The sequence below is a fragment of the Qipengyuania sp. JB2-7 genome (assembly GCF_055693485.1).
In genome coordinates, this window is the sequence record NZ_CM146335.1 from 2,974,025 (window position 1) to 2,988,256 (window position 14,232).

12 protein-coding genes, 1 tRNA gene and 1 pseudogene are annotated in these 14,232 nt (G+C 57.3%); 3 read left to right on the forward strand and 11 right to left on the reverse strand.

What is annotated here, in order from left to right; all coding sequences use genetic code 11:
* Position 1 precedes the first annotated feature (1 nt).
* Entirely contained in the window at positions 2 to 295 is a 294-nt protein-coding gene (locus ACZ1GM_RS14995) for a J domain-containing protein (RefSeq protein WP_472677161.1), read from the reverse strand.
* A complete protein-coding gene (locus ACZ1GM_RS15000) occupies positions 292 to 1,101 on the reverse strand; it encodes a division plane positioning ATPase MipZ (protein ID WP_472677162.1) in 810 nt (269 codons plus the stop codon). Before ACZ1GM_RS15000 ends, ACZ1GM_RS14995 begins: the two co-directional genes overlap by 4 nt.
* 73 nt (positions 1,102 to 1,174) lie before the next feature.
* On the opposite strand from ACZ1GM_RS15000, the gene panC reads away from it, so the two are divergent.
* Positions 1,175 to 2,029, forward strand: coding sequence for a pantoate--beta-alanine ligase (panC, locus tag ACZ1GM_RS15005; protein WP_472677163.1), 855 nt, complete (start codon positions 1,175 to 1,177; stop codon positions 2,027 to 2,029).
* Between the two features lie 293 nt (positions 2,030 to 2,322).
* On the opposite strand, the gene ACZ1GM_RS15010 is transcribed toward panC, so the two are convergent.
* The 9 genes and pseudogenes from ACZ1GM_RS15010 to pepN all read right to left on the reverse strand — a co-directional run bounded on the left by ACZ1GM_RS15010 (position 2,323) and on the right by pepN (position 11,961).
* Positions 2,323 to 2,396: transfer RNA gene (locus ACZ1GM_RS15010), tRNA-Gly, on the reverse strand.
* Positions 2,397 to 2,476: 80 nt separating this feature from the next.
* Positions 2,477 to 3,094 carry an OmpA family protein gene (locus ACZ1GM_RS15015; protein WP_472677164.1) on the reverse strand — a complete coding sequence of 206 codons (618 nt, stop codon included), beginning with the start codon at positions 3,092 to 3,094 and terminating at the stop codon, positions 2,477 to 2,479.
* Positions 3,091 to 4,977, reverse strand: a pseudogene (locus tag ACZ1GM_RS15020) (cation:proton antiporter). The gene ACZ1GM_RS15015 and the pseudogene ACZ1GM_RS15020 overlap by 4 nt, the downstream one beginning before the upstream one ends.
* A 57-nt stretch (positions 4,978 to 5,034) precedes the next feature.
* A complete protein-coding gene (locus ACZ1GM_RS15025) occupies positions 5,035 to 5,571 on the reverse strand; it encodes an adenine phosphoribosyltransferase (protein ID WP_472677165.1) in 537 nt (178 codons plus the stop codon).
* An 82-nt stretch (positions 5,572 to 5,653) separates the two neighbouring features.
* The gene (locus ACZ1GM_RS15030) at positions 5,654 to 6,493 is read right to left on the reverse strand and encodes a cytochrome c1 (protein WP_472677166.1); all 840 of its coding nucleotides are present in this window, start codon (positions 6,491 to 6,493) and stop codon (positions 5,654 to 5,656) included.
* A gap of 27 nt (positions 6,494 to 6,520) precedes the next feature.
* Positions 6,521 to 7,858 (reverse strand): cytochrome b, encoded by a 1,338-nt coding sequence (locus ACZ1GM_RS15035; protein WP_472677167.1) that lies wholly within the window; start codon positions 7,856 to 7,858, stop codon positions 6,521 to 6,523.
* A 19-nt stretch (positions 7,859 to 7,877) separates the two neighbouring features.
* A complete protein-coding gene (gene petA / locus ACZ1GM_RS15040) occupies positions 7,878 to 8,462 on the reverse strand; it encodes a ubiquinol-cytochrome c reductase iron-sulfur subunit (protein ID WP_472677168.1) in 585 nt (194 codons plus the stop codon).
* Between the two features lie 202 nt (positions 8,463 to 8,664).
* Positions 8,665 to 9,339 carry a peptidoglycan editing factor PgeF gene (gene pgeF, locus ACZ1GM_RS15045; RefSeq protein ID WP_472677169.1) on the reverse strand — a complete coding sequence of 225 codons (675 nt, stop codon included), beginning with the start codon at positions 9,337 to 9,339 and terminating at the stop codon, positions 8,665 to 8,667.
* A gap of 9 nt (positions 9,340 to 9,348) precedes the next feature.
* A complete protein-coding gene (pepN, locus tag ACZ1GM_RS15050) occupies positions 9,349 to 11,961 on the reverse strand; it encodes an aminopeptidase N (protein ID WP_472677170.1) in 2,613 nt (870 codons plus the stop codon).
* 151 nt (positions 11,962 to 12,112) lie between these two features.
* Between pepN and ACZ1GM_RS15055 the strand changes: the two genes are divergently transcribed.
* Complete coding sequence (locus tag ACZ1GM_RS15055; RefSeq protein WP_472677171.1) at positions 12,113 to 13,357, forward strand: M48 family metallopeptidase; 1,245 nt, start codon at positions 12,113 to 12,115, stop codon at positions 13,355 to 13,357.
* Entirely contained in the window at positions 13,357 to 14,163 is an 807-nt protein-coding gene (locus ACZ1GM_RS15060) for a Rossmann-fold NAD(P)-binding domain-containing protein (protein ID WP_472677172.1), read from the forward strand. Before ACZ1GM_RS15055 ends, ACZ1GM_RS15060 begins: the two co-directional genes overlap by 1 nt.
* The last annotated feature ends 69 nt before the right edge of the window (positions 14,164 to 14,232 follow it).

The window sequence follows — 14,232 nt, forward strand, 5'->3', positions numbered from 1 at the left end:
GTCAGTCTTTCTCGTTTTTCTTTGCCTCATCGATCAACAGATCGCGGGCGGTATTGATTTCAGCAAGGCGGGCATCGCTGCCACCCCGGTCAGGATGAATTTCGCTGGCAATCCGACGGTGTGCCTCGCGAATTCTATCTGTCCCCGCATTGGGCTCAACACCCAAAAGACGGCGCGCGCGTGACAATTGCTGATCACGCGGTGTGCTTGCTTTCAAGTACTCCCACGGCCAAACACCCAGGGCCCAGCGCCAGCCGACAATAATCAGAATTAGGATTGCGGCGATCTTGATCATGCTACTGGCTTTGCCTCGTCTGCGCCGATACCTGGCAGATTGAGGTTCTGCACAAGACCGCGCAATTCCTGCCGCGCCACCAGATGGCTGGTTCCCAATTCGCCCAAATGCCCCTTGTCGAGAAGCGTCAGCCCAGACGGGAAAAGTTCGCGGTAGATTACCCGCTCTGACAAGCCCTTCGCGACGCGAAAACCCACTCGTTTTGACATCTCTTTCAACGCCTTCTCGATCCGCGCCATATTGCGCGCCTCGGTATAGCCGATGCGATTGCGCACCACCAGCCAATCCATTTCGCGTCGCTGTCCTTCTATCGTGGCACGGCTGCGCTTCATACGCGCCTCCCATATCAGCTCAGCATAGAAAGACAGCTTCTTGACCTTGAAGCTCTCCCCCTCAACCTGACCGATCAGATCGAAATCGACAAAGCTGTCATTCATCGGTGTGACCAGCGTATCGGCATTTTCAACCGCAACGCGGGCCAGCGGATCATCGCGGCCCGGATTGTCGATGATGAGGAAGTCCGCCGTCTTTTCCAGTCGATCAATCGCCAGATGCAACGCCTGATCACTGCGACCTTTGAATACCTCAAAAGCAGGCGTTGGCAGGGTGATGCCGCGCTTTTCCTGAGTCAGCACGCGATTTTCAAGATAGCGATGGGTGGTCCTTTGGCGTGGATCAAGATCCAGCATTGCGACCTTAACCCCGTGATAGGCAAGCGCCACGGCCACATGCACGGCGGTGGTCGATTTGCCAGTTCCGCCTTTCTCATTGGCAAAAACAATGCGATGGGCAACGCTATTGCTCACGTAAACAATTCCCACATTTGGGCCGCATGGTGCGGCATCCGGTACCAAACTGGCATATCGAAAGGACGCTTTGGTGGAAACTGCAACTACGCTGGAAGTGTTGAGAAGTTCTGTTGCGAAACTGCGCGAGAGCAACGCAGAGAAGATCGCCTTAGTGCCCACTATGGGCGCGCTGCACGAGGGGCATCTGACGCTCGTCCGCCGTGCGCGGGAGCTTGCCGAGCACGTCGTCGTATCCATTTTCGTAAACCCGACGCAGTTTGGCGAGGGCGAAGATCTCGACGCCTATCCCCGCCAATTGGCAACGGACAGCGCCTTGCTGGAGAAGGAAGGTGTTGCGCTGATTTGGGCGCCATCGCCCAGCGCGGTTTACCCCGAAGGGTACGCCACGAATGTTTCGGTCGCCGGGGTAAGCAGCGGGCTGTGCGGTGATGATCGCCCCGGCCATTTTGACGGGGTGGCCACCGTCGTCTGCAAGCTGTTCAATCAGGTGCTGCCCGATATCGCCGTGTTTGGCGAAAAAGACTGGCAACAACTGGCCGTGATCCGCCGCATGGCACGTGATCTGGACCTTACCCAGCCTTACGCCAGCGACATTATCGGCGTGCCGACCGTTCGCGAGGACGATGGGTTGGCGATGAGCAGCCGCAATGCGTATTTGTCAGCTGAAGACAGAGCGTCAGCAAGTCATCTGCCCAAGGCGATGCAGGCCGCGATTGCCCAGCTGAAACAAGGCAAAAATGCAGCGCAGACGCTGGCAGGCCTTGAGCAAGCGTTGATTGAGGCTGGCTTTGACAGTGTCGATTATGCCGAATTGCGCAATGCCGACACGATTGCGTTACTGGATCATGTTACTGATAATACCAGACTTTTTGTCGCAGCACGAATTGGTGGCACACGCCTGATCGACAATGTTGCCTTGAAGTAGGCCCCGTAAAATCAGGTAAACAATCACGCTATACACCTTCTCGACATCGCGAAATTTGGTAACCGGAGGTGGGCCAAAGGCCTCCACACCGGAGCGCTTTGGGTCGTACCGAGCCGGGCGTTGCAGAGCTCCTTCTAACCTGCGGCGTCCGGCTTTTTCGTGTTTAGCAGGAAACGGAGTGCTGCAGCGGGTAAGGGGGAAGCGCAGTTGAACGAGCCCTGATGAATGGCAGGCTAGGACAATCGAGCCCCTACGCGCAGCTGATGTTACCGTAATCTGGACAATTGGAGCGCTGGAGCGGGTAAGGGGAATCGAACCCCTCTAGCTAGCTTGGAAGGCTAGAGCATTACCACTATGCTATACCCGCTGAAATCGCGTCTCAGCGAAGGCGCGCAATTGCCACCGAATGGCATGGCCGGTCAACACAAGATTTTGCGTTGGAGACCGTTATTCTGAAGATGGTCCTGATTGAGCCGCGTCCAGACCGTCTGGCGATGCCCCATCGCCTGCGACAGAGACCGTAATCTCAACCCTCCGGTTGGCCGCGCGACCGGCCTCATTCGGGCTGCCATCAGGCAACGCGTTGGGTTCAATCGGGTTTTGCTCGCCGAACGCGATCGAGGTTATGCGCTCTTGCGCAATACCATTTTCGATCAGCCATCCACGCACTGCATCGATACGCGCCTCAGATGCCCGCATATTGACAGCGTCACTGCCCTCCGTATCGCTGTGGGCGCGCAAGGTGATTGCGCCACCTTTCGCGACCTGCTCAGTTGCTATAAGCGTTTGCAGAGCCTCTATTGCCTCGCCAGATAACTCCGCGCCGCCTTCTTCAAATCCGATCCGCACCTCTATCGGCTCCAGCACCGTCGGCGAGGGTAGTGGTTCGATATCGTCGCGAAGGATCGACACGGGTTCCTTCGTTTCGACCGCCTTTGGCTCATTTGGGACAGTGTCAGGCTCCGCCTCGGTGCTTGGCTTACACCCTGAAACGCTTATGATTATCGCAAGTGCACCGAGCGCTGCGCCGGAAAATGTCCGCAATGTCTTAGTATCGTCCATCATGCGGTTTGCGGACCTCCCTGGCTTGAGGGTGTAGCATCTTTTTTGCTCGCGCGCTTGGCTGCCCGTTCCTCCGCGCTGCGCCGTTCGGGCGGTGAGAAACTGATAACCGTGTCGCCAGCACGTGGCTCTGGCCGTGCAGCATGTGTGAAGAACCGCATTCGCCCATCAGCACGGATGAGCATCAGCATATGCGCTGCGTCGGGCAGCACCTCCTGCGCGTCTTCAAAATCGAACTCATCGGACAGTTTTGTCTTGCGGAAAACCCAACCTTGTTCCTAGCGCTCGTTCACCTCCGTGACGCCATAGCCCGCCTCAAACAAGGCCCGGCCGCGCAAGCTGGGCGGCAGTGCATGCTTGTCGTCATCATCGCGTTCTTCGCCGAGTTGATACACTTGGTCTCTGCCCATTTCATGGGCGAATTCATTGCAGACGAGCGTATTATAGGCCTCGTTTTCAGAGGCGGCGATCAGAACCTGATAAGGGCCGAGATCCAGATTGTGTTCGGTTGCTTCGTTAAGGATCTCTCCATGGTAAAACGGGATACCTTTTTGGCGCGCAAGAGCCAGTCTCTGCCAACTGGAATCGACCACCAGAACCGGCGTTTTCAGCTCTCGCATCTGCTCGGCAAAGGCGATAGTCCAGGGGCGGCTACCGACGATCAGGATGCCTGGCCGCGTATCGCCCTTAATCTTAAGCCAGCGCGCCACGATATCGACTGTGAAACCATGCGCGACAATCGTTGCGACAACCACGGCAAAGCTGAGCCCGATCAGAAGATTGCCATCCGCATAGCCCAGTTCTGACAAACGCAGCGCAAACAGGCCCGAGATCGCGACAAGCACAATGCCGCGAGGCGCGATCCACGCGAGAAAAAGCCGCTCGTTCCAAGGGACCGAACTGCCAAGAAGGCTGATCAGAATGGTCGCGGGGCGCACCAGGAACAGCAGCGCCAAAAGAAACGCGTACATGCGCAGGCCGACTTCTGTGCGCGGATCAAGATAGGATATCTCGCTCAAATCGAGCGAAGCGGACAGCAGAATGAAAATCCCCGAGACGAGCAGGACAGCAATGTTTTCCTTGAACGGGTGAATGCTTCTGAGGCTGGAGACATTCATGTTCGCCAGCGCCACGCCCATGACCGTCACAGCAACCAGCCCTGCCTCGTGCTCAATCATATTAGACAGCACAAACACCGTGATGACCGTGATAAACAGGACCGGTACTTTCAGGTATTCCGGCACCAGCCCGCGCGGGAACGCCCAAGCGATGATGACCGCCGCGACATAGCCCATCAGACCCGACAGGATCACTGCAATGATCATGGGTGGCACGACTTCAAACAACGTCGCACCATCAGCTGACAAGCGGAAATATTCGTAAGCGACAACCGCGCACAGCGCGCCGGTGGGATCATTGACAATGGATTCCCATTTGAGGATCGAGGCGGGGCGCTGCTTAACCGATGATTGTCTGAGCAGCGGAATGACCACCGTTGGCCCGGTCACCACCAGAATGCCGCCGAACAAAATCGCCACTGGCCATACCAGGCCCGCGACCTCATGCGCAGCGAGGGCGCCAAAGAACCATCCGACCGCAACCCCGATGGTCGCCAATCGCCAAACCGCGCTGCCCGAATGGCGCAACTCGCGAAAATCGAGGCTTAAACCACCTTCAAACAGGATCAGAGCGACACCGATAGTCACCATCGGATCAAGCAGATCGCCAAAGGCCTGTTCTGGATTGATCACACCCATGATCGGTCCGATCATAAAGCCAGCGGCGAGCATCAGGACAATTGCAGGCCAGCCTGTGCGCCAAGCAACCCACTGCGCGCCAATACCCAAGATGCCTACAAGGGCGATAACCGTGGCTTGCTCAGTCATACTGGACAGAACCGCTCAAGGCGGCGTGTGTTCCCTCCCACAGCCGCGCAAAGCAGCTCAAGCACCCTCAAAGGCCATCAGGGCTGCAACGTCAACGCCCTCATCGCGCAAAGCATCCGCACCGCCCAGATCAGGTAAGTCGATAACGAACGCTGCATGCGACACATTGGCACCCGCCTGACGAAACAGTTTCGCCGAGGCGCAGGCCGTTCCGCCCGTAGCAATAAGATCATCGATCAAGACGACGTTCTGCCCTTGCCTGACCGCGCCGGGATCGATCTCCAGCCGGTCCGTCCCGTATTCCAAAGCATAATCGACACCGATGGTTTTGACCGGCAGCTTGCCCGGCTTTCGGACCGGTACAAAGCCCAGACCCAGTTCGACCGCCACAGCCGCGCCAAAAATAAATCCGCGCGCTTCCATGCCCGCAATTGCTTGTGCGCCAACAGATTGCGCGTGGTCCGCCAGATGATTGATCGTCGCCTTCAGACCTGCACCGTGTCCGATCAATGTGGTGATGTCGCGGAACTGAATGCCAGCCTGCGGAAAGTCAGGCACGGTTCGCACCAGCGCTTTCAACTCATTAGGTGTCATTAGTCTCTGCTCCCCAAAAGCAAAACGCCCCGCCAATCACAGGATTGGCAGGGCGCTCATACATCAAATTGCGAATGAGAGATCAGCTGTCTTTCCGCTTCACAGCTGACCAAATCTGTTTCTTGGACAGATAGGCCAGAGTTGTGGCGAACAGCAGGAAGATCATCACCGGCCAGCCAGTCTGCTTGCGCTTCACAAGGCTCGGCTCGGCAGTCCATGTGAGGAATGCCGCGACATCCTCGCTCATTTGCTGAACGGTCGCAGTCGTACCGTCGTCGTAAGTAACCTGACCCTCTGCAACGATGGGCGGAGCCATCGCGAGGTTGAGGTTCTTGAAGTAGGGATTGTGATAGAGACCGAGACCCGGAGCTGCTTCGGGGAATTCAGCCAACAATTCGGGCTCAGGTTCGTCCTGATAGCCAGCGAGCAGCGATGCCACGTAATTCGTGCCGTCTGGGCGCGCCTTGGTCATCAGGGAAAGGTCTGGCGGGATCGCATTGTTGTTTGCTGCGGCGGCAGCAACATCATTCGGATAGGGGCTGGGAAACGCATCCGTCGGCAGGCCCGGGCGGGTGCTTGCTTCGCCCGTCGCAGGATCAATGCCCGGAACGGTCCAGCTTGCTGCCTCGGCCTTCACCTGCGCCTCGGTATAACCCAGATCAGCGAGGTTGCGGAACGAGACAAATTTCAGGCTGTGGCACGCCGCGCATACTTCTTTGTAAACTTTGTAGCCGCGCTGAAGCTGACCATAATCCCACTTGCCGAATGGCCCGTTAAACGAAAAGTCGATCTGCTCCGGCTTCTTATAGGGCGCATGCGGCACCGGATCTTCGGTAGCAAAAGCATATGCCCCGAAAGCCAATGAGATGAGCGCGACACCGGCGAAACCGAGACCGACAAAAATGGAAATAAGGCGGATCATAAAAGCGTCTTCTTTCTTATTCTCGGCTCATTCGGCTGGCTGCGGAACCGCGCCGCCGGTTGGATTGCCACTGTCCGGACGCGACGTACCCGGGCTACCCAGCTTCGCATTCTCGTCTTCGCCAAGGACCGCTTCGGTAATTGAATATGGCAGAGGCTTTGGCTCCTCAATCTTACTAATGATCGGCAGGATCACGAGGAAGTGGAGGAAGTAATAGGCCGTGAAGAACTGGCTGAGCATCACATAGGGTTCTTCGGCTGGCGCACCGCCAAGATAGAACAGCATCGCCATGGTCGGGATCAGGCCAAACCAAAAGAACTTCTTGAACAGCGGGCGATAGTGACCGCTGCGCACTGGCGACTTGTCCAGCCATGGAAGGAAAAACCAAACCAGGATCGACCCGAACATCGCAATCACGCCCCACAGCTTGGCTGGGAGAATGAAGTCCAAAGTGAAGGCGCGCAGGATCGCGTAGAATGGGAAGAAATACCATTCTGGCAGGATCAGTGCAGGCGTCGAAAGCGGGTTCGCCTCGATATAGTTGTCCGCGTGACCCAGGGCATTCGGCACGAAGAATACGAGCGCGAAAAACAACAGTAGCGCGATGCCGAGGCCAAAGCCGTCCTTGGCCGTGTAGTATGGATGGAAAGGCAGCGTATCGCTTTCCTGCTTCACCTCGACGCCAGTCGGGTTTGACGAGCCAGGAATGTGCAGCGCCCAGATGTGCAGGATCACGACACCCAGGATCACGAACGGCAATAGGAAGTGCAGCGAGAAGAAGCGATTAAGCGCGGCATTGTCCGGCGCAAACCCGCCAACCAGCCACACTTGAAGCGTCTCACCCACCAGCGGGATCGCGCCGAACAGTCCGGTGATCACTTTAGCGCCCCAGAAGCTCATCTGACCCCACGGCAGAACGTAACCCATAAAAGCGGTTGCCATCATCAACAGGAAGATGACCACGCCGAGCAGCCAGATCATCTCACGCGGAGCCTTGTAAGAGCTGTAGAACAGACCCCGGAAGATATGGATGTAGACGACCACGAAGAAGAAGTGCGCGCCGTTCATGTGAGTATAGCGGATGAGCCAGCCCCAGTTCACGTCGCGCATGATGTGCTCAACCTGGCCGAAGGCAACTTCGGTGTTGGCGGCATAATGCATCGCCAGCACGATACCGCTGACAATCTGCACAACCAGGAAGAAACCGGCGAGCACGCCGAAGTTCCAGAAATAAGACAGGTTGCGCGGCACGGGATATCCGGCACCGACAGCGTTATAGACCATGCGCGGCAAAGGAAGCCGCTCGTCTAGGAACTGAGTAAAGCCGTTGCTCGGCTTATATTCGCGTGCCCATGGAAAGCTCATAGTTCTCTCTCTCGCCTAATCAGCCGACAAGAATGGTTGTTTCGCCAGTGAATTCGTAATCCGGCACTTCCAGATTGGTCGGTGCCGGGCCTTTGCGGATACGCCCCGCAGTATCATAATGCGAACCGTGGCAAGGGCAGAAATATCCGTTATATTCGCCTTTGCTCTCACCCTCGGCAGCGCCGAGAGGAACACAGCCGAGGTGGGTGCATACACCCATGGTCACAAGGACATCGTTATTGCCCTCTTTCGTTCGATCCGCCAGTGTTTCAGGCTGACGCAGATCGGACAAAGCGACAGCATTGGCCTCTGCAATTTCCGCATCGGTCAAACGACGCACGAAAAGCGGTTGCTTGCGGAAGATTGCCTTGATCGTTTGGCCTGGCTCAATCGCGCCAATGTCCAGTTCCGTGGTGCTCTCGGCAAGCACATCTTTCGAAGGTGCCATTTGGCTGATCAACGGCAGCAACACTGCCGCGCCACCTACACCCGCGGCAGATACCGCAGCAATATTGATGAAGTCACGGCGACGTACGCCGTCTTCGCCAGCCCCATCAGCCGCGCTCATTTCAGTTGCATCAGCGGTTGCAGTGGTTTCTGCCATCAGCCCCTAGCCTTCTAAATCTCTCTTACTCGTCCATTGAGAGTGGGCGACCCGCTCAAAATGGTAAAGCGTAGCGTGGAAGAAGATGCGTTCAGGACGTCAAAAGGATACGAAAGTTCCCTTGATGACACCGCACTCAACCCAGCGTGGCTGCGCAATTAGCCACATTGTTGCAACTTGCCAACCGCCATTTTGGCAAGGCTCATTCGCTCGTTTGCAACCCGATCATACTGATCTGCCTGCCACCGGTCGGTTGGCGCAGATGCGTAGCCCGCCGAAATGAGTGAAACTGCCTGGGGTCGGCATAGGTATCCTGCCGGATGTCATCTACTTCGCCGACGCCTTCATTACGCAGCCTGGACGCTACGAAACCGGGCAAGTCAAATCGCCAGTGACCGGGTTTGCCAGTCGCGAAAAACTCGTAATCCGCGCCGTTAAACTGAGCGCGCATTGCATCATCCACCTCATAGCTTTCCTGCGCGATGCAGGGGCCAATCGCTGCAGTGATATTGGCCGGTGATGCACCAAGATCGACCATTGCCCGCACGGTATTTTCCAGAACACCGCCAACCGCGCCGCGCCACCCGGCATGCGCTGCGCCGATCACTCCGGCCCGCGAATCAGCCAGGAGAACCGGCGCGCAGTCAGCTGTCACTATGCCGAGAACCATGCTCGGCTGATCTGTCACCATCGCATCAGCTTCGGGCCGTTTGTCCATCTGCCAATGTTCAGTAACAGTCACGACATCAGGCGAATGCACTTGCTTGAGCATAACTTGCTGCGCACCGACCATCACATCGTCGGCAGCTGCGCCCGCTTTGATCGAAAAGCCGTGCGGGACATCGGCCAAGGCCGCGGATCGCAGCAAGACGGTCATCAGGCAAACCTAGCCGAGCGAGCGCGTGACTTGCTCAAACGTATCGCGCGACAAGCCGTCAGCTTTCACAATCCGCTCCAGCTCGGCGCGCATCAGCGCCGCGCGCCCTTCCTCGATCTTGCGCCAACGCCCGAGCGCCGGGACAAACCGCGCCGCAGTCTGCGCGTTGGTGGGATCCAGCGCGAGGATGAAATCAGCGATGATCCGATAACCCTCCCCGCTTGCGGCGTGGAACGCTGCGGGATTACCCGCAAACGCCATGTAGAGCGACCGCGCGCGGTTGGGATTGCTCAGCGTGAAGTCTGGATGATCGGCAAGCGCCTTCACATGCTCCAACGCATTGGGGTGGAGCGACAGCGCCTGCAGGCTGAACCATTTATCGATGACCAGGTCATTCCCGCGATAACGGTCATAAAATGCCGCGAGCCGTTCTTCGCGTTCGGGGCAATCCAGCCCGCAAAGCACCATCAGTGCGCCCTGGCGATCGGTCATATTGTCGGCTGCATCAAATTGCTGGGCCGCTAGCTTTGCTGCGCCCGCCGGATCAGCCGCCGCCAGATATGTGAGCGCCATGGTCTTCATCTTGCGAGCACCCTTTGAAGCTGGATCATGGCCAAAGGCATATTCGATTGCTTTTGCATGATGCGAGGAAAGATCATCCTGCAGCGCGCTACCAATCGCGGCCTTCAACGCCTCACGCTTTTCATGCAGACGCACCGGATCGGCTTTGTCGACCTGCTCCATTAGATAGGCAACGCCCGGCAACGAAAGCAGTTCGCCGCGCATCAGATCATCAATCGCCTCATCATTCAGAATGGCGGCCATCGCTTCGCCAATTCCTGCGCGCTCGGCATGCGCCCGATCCTCGCCAAGCGTATCGGGTGCGTTTGCGACGAGGTGATTGACGCACAGTTCCTGCATCGCTTCATATCGGGCAAACGGATCATCATCATGCGCAGCCAGAAATGCGAGGTCTGTCTGCGCAAGATCGCGTTCAATCATGACTGGCGCAGAAAAACCGCGATTGATTGAGAGTACCGGATCGGTAGCTGTGCCCAGCTCGATACTCGCTTCGGCATCTGACAGCACCACCAGCCGCTCTTCCCCGATCGTATCTGTGGCGCGATCATGCAAGGCCAGTTTGAGCGGAATGGGCATAGGCTGCTTATCACTTTGGCCGGGCGTATCAGGAACGGTCTGCGTAAGGTTGAGAGTTACGGCATCGCCTTCCCGCTTAAGATTGGCGGTCACACGCGGCGTGCCAGCCTGCGAATACCAGAGACGAAACTGCGCGAGGTCGAGGTCGGCGCCATCCTCAATCGCCGTAACGAAATCCTCGCACGTTGCAGCCTCGCCATCGTGCCGGTCAAAATAGAGATCAGTGCCCGAACGGAACCGTTCCTGCCCGGCCATCGTGCGCATCATCCGGATGACCTCTGCGCCCTTGTTGTAAACAGTCGCGGTATAGAAATTGCTGATCTCGCGGAAACTGTCAGGCCGGATTGGATGGGCTAGCGGGCCAGAATCCTCCGGGAACTGTGCGCTGCGCAAAATCCGCACATCTTCGATCCGCTTAACACTTTCCGAATGCATATCCTGACTGAACAGCTGATCGCGCAGAACGGTGAAGCCTTCCTTCAGGCTTAGCTGGAACCAGTCGCGACATGTAACGCGATTACCGGACCAATTGTGGAAGTATTCGTGCGCGATCACGCCTTCGACTGCATCGAAATCGGCATCGGCTGCGGTGTCGGGATCGGCCAGCACATATTTGGTATTAAAGACGTTGAGGCCTTTGTTTTCCATCGCACCCATATTGAAGTCGGAAACGGCGACAATGTTATAGACGTCAAGGTCATATTCGCGACCGAAGGTTTCCTCGTCCCACTTCATGGATCGGATGAGCGATCCCATGGCATGGTCTGTGCGCGGCAGGTCTGCCTCGCGGACCCAGACGGCAAGATCCACCTTCCGGCCATTCATCGTGGTGAAGGTGTCTTTGCGCGCGACCAGATCGCCAGCGACCAGCGCGAAAAGATAAGAGGGCTTGGGCCACGGATCATGCCACTCCGCCCAATGCGTGCCGTCGGTGTTCTCGCCCGCATCGACGCGGTTGCCATTGCACAGCAGGATCGGAAACTGATCCTTCGGCCCGCTCATCCGAACGGTATATGTCGACAAGACATCTGGTCGGTCGGGGAAGAACGTGATCCGCCGAAACCCTTCCGCCTCGCATTGGGTGCACAGCATCCCGCCCGATGCATAAAGGCCCATCAATTGCGTATTGGATGAAGGGTCAAGCTCAGTAATGATTTCGATATCATGGCGATCACCAGACAGGGTAAGGATCAGATCCGAACCGTCCATCGACCAATCATCGGTCGTTTCCCCATCGACCCGTACGTTCTGCGCAGTGATCCCATCGCCATTGAGCCGCAATTGAGGCGAGACGTCCGCAGCCGGATTGCGCTCTACCGAAAAACTCGCCGTCACAATCGTTTGATGAAGGTCCAGTTTGAAGCCAAGCAGTATCGTCGGGATCAACCATGGAAACGGTTTATAGTCCTTGCGATAGATAACGGGGGGCTCGGCCACGGAGGGGGTGCTGCTGAGATTTTCCATGGGTCGAACCTCTAACGACTTTGCAGATACGGTCTACCCTGATCCAACGCTGGTCGAACGCATTGTCATATCCAGCGGATGACAAAACGCCGCGGATTGACTTCGGCCCGCGCTTCGCACAGCGATAGCACCAAACAGGAGGGGTCAGAGAATGCTGTTGGAAGTGTTAGCGAGCGGTACGTCTAGCTTTGATGTCGAGGCGGCTACGCGCATTTATCTCGATACGCTGCAAGGGCCAGCAAAGGAGAAATCCGACGCCTATTTCGAAGGCGGCTATTGGCTGATCCTGTGGGGGGCGGCAGTGGCCGTTCTTATCGACTGGCTGTTTCTTAAGTCTCGCCTGATCACGAAATTTCGCGATCTTGGGGAGAAATGGTTCAAGCGTCCTTTCGCGATCACCTGGCTGACCGCGCTGCTATACGGTTTGATGACCTGGGTCATCCTGATGCCGTGGACCATTTACGAGGATTACATCCGCGAAAAGCAATACGACCTGCTTGATCAAAGCTTCGGCGAATGGTTCAGCGAAGGGTTGATTGCGCTCGCCATCTCGCTGGTCGTAGCGCCGCTGATCTTCGCAATTGTCTACACGATCATCCGCAAATCGCCGCAAAACTGGTGGCTTTGGGGTGCCGGCGTGATCGGCGTATTTCTGTTTCTGGCGGTGATGATTTCGCCGGTCTTCATCGCTCCGCTGTTCAATGAATATACCGAGATGGAGGACGGGCCGCTGCGTGACCGGATTGTGGCGATGGCGCAGGCGTATGACGTTCCGGCTGAGAACATCTATGTGTTTGACCAGTCGACGCAGAACAAACGCATATCAGCCAATGTATCGGGCCTGGGGCCAACCATTCGCATATCGCTTAACGACAATCTGTTGGAGCGCACGACCCCTGAAGAAGTTGCCGCTGTGATGGGGCACGAGCTGGGCCACTATAAACTAAACCACGGGCCAAAGCGGGTGGCCATGATGCTCGCGATTTTCGCCATTGGTCTGTTTGTGACCAGCCGGGCCGCGCCATGGCTGATAGAAAAATACGGGGAACGTTGGGGCGTGCGCGAGATTGGCGACCCAGCCTCCATGCCGGTGCTCAGCATCATTCTGACGGTATTTTTCGCGCTAGCGACCCCGGCCTTCAACAACATCACGCGCATACAGGAGAACCAAGCGGACGCATTCGGGCTGGAGGCCGCAAAGGAGCCGGATGGTTTTGCGCGGGCTGCGATGCGTCTGTCCGAATATCGCAAGCTGGAACCAGGCGCGTTGGAGGAATTCCTTTTCTACACCCACCCATCGGGCGAGAACCGCGTGCGCCGCTCAATGCAATGGAAGGCGGACAATGTCCCGGGCGCGACCATTGAGGCCCCGCCAGAGGGGTATCTCGACCAATAGTGTCACGCCTGCTGATCTTTGGCCTTGGCTATACGGCGAAGCGGATTGCCGAGCGGCTGCGCGCCATCGGCTGGCATGTCGATGCCACGGGCAGTGCGGGCAATATCGATTTCGATGATCGCGACGCTGTGTTGGCGGCGATGGGCGCTGCCACGCAAGTATTGTCATCAGTGCCGCCAGACAGGAAAACAAGGCTTGACCCCGTGCTCGAAACCTATGGCCGCGATTTTCCGACCGCATGGTACGGCTATCTCTCTTCCACTGGCGTTTATGGCGACACGCAGGGCGCATGGGTTGATGAGGGCGCGCCTACAGTGGCCACTACAGGGGCAGGCCGCCGCAATGCGCGGGCTGAGGCTGACGCATTGTGGGTAAAACTGGGCGCGCGCGTGTTTCGCCTGCCGGGCATCTACGGCCCTGGGCGCAGCGCGTTTGAGCGGGTACGCGAGGGCAAAGCACGGCGCATCGATATGCCCGATCAAGTGTTCAGCCGCGTGCATGTCGATGACATTGTCAGCGGCGTTGTCGCCGCGCTCACCGGCGATGCGCCGCCCGGTGCATACAATCTTGCCGATGATCTACCCGCGAGCGGGAATGCGGTTATTGAAAAAGCATGCCGTCTTATGGGCACAGAACTGCCTCCGCTGCAAACGCTGGAAGAGGCGAACCTGTCTGAAATGGCGCTGGGTTTCTATTCTGAAAACCGCCGCGTCGCGAACGGTAAGGCGAAACGCGTGCTGAGCTGGGAGCCGGAATATCCTACTTACCAACAAGGGCTCAGAGCGTGTCTTGCTGAAATGCGCTAGTTCGGCGAGCGACCAGCAAGCCGCAAGGGCGACTGCCCGCCCGCAGGTGCTCTGAGCGAAGCGGGGAAA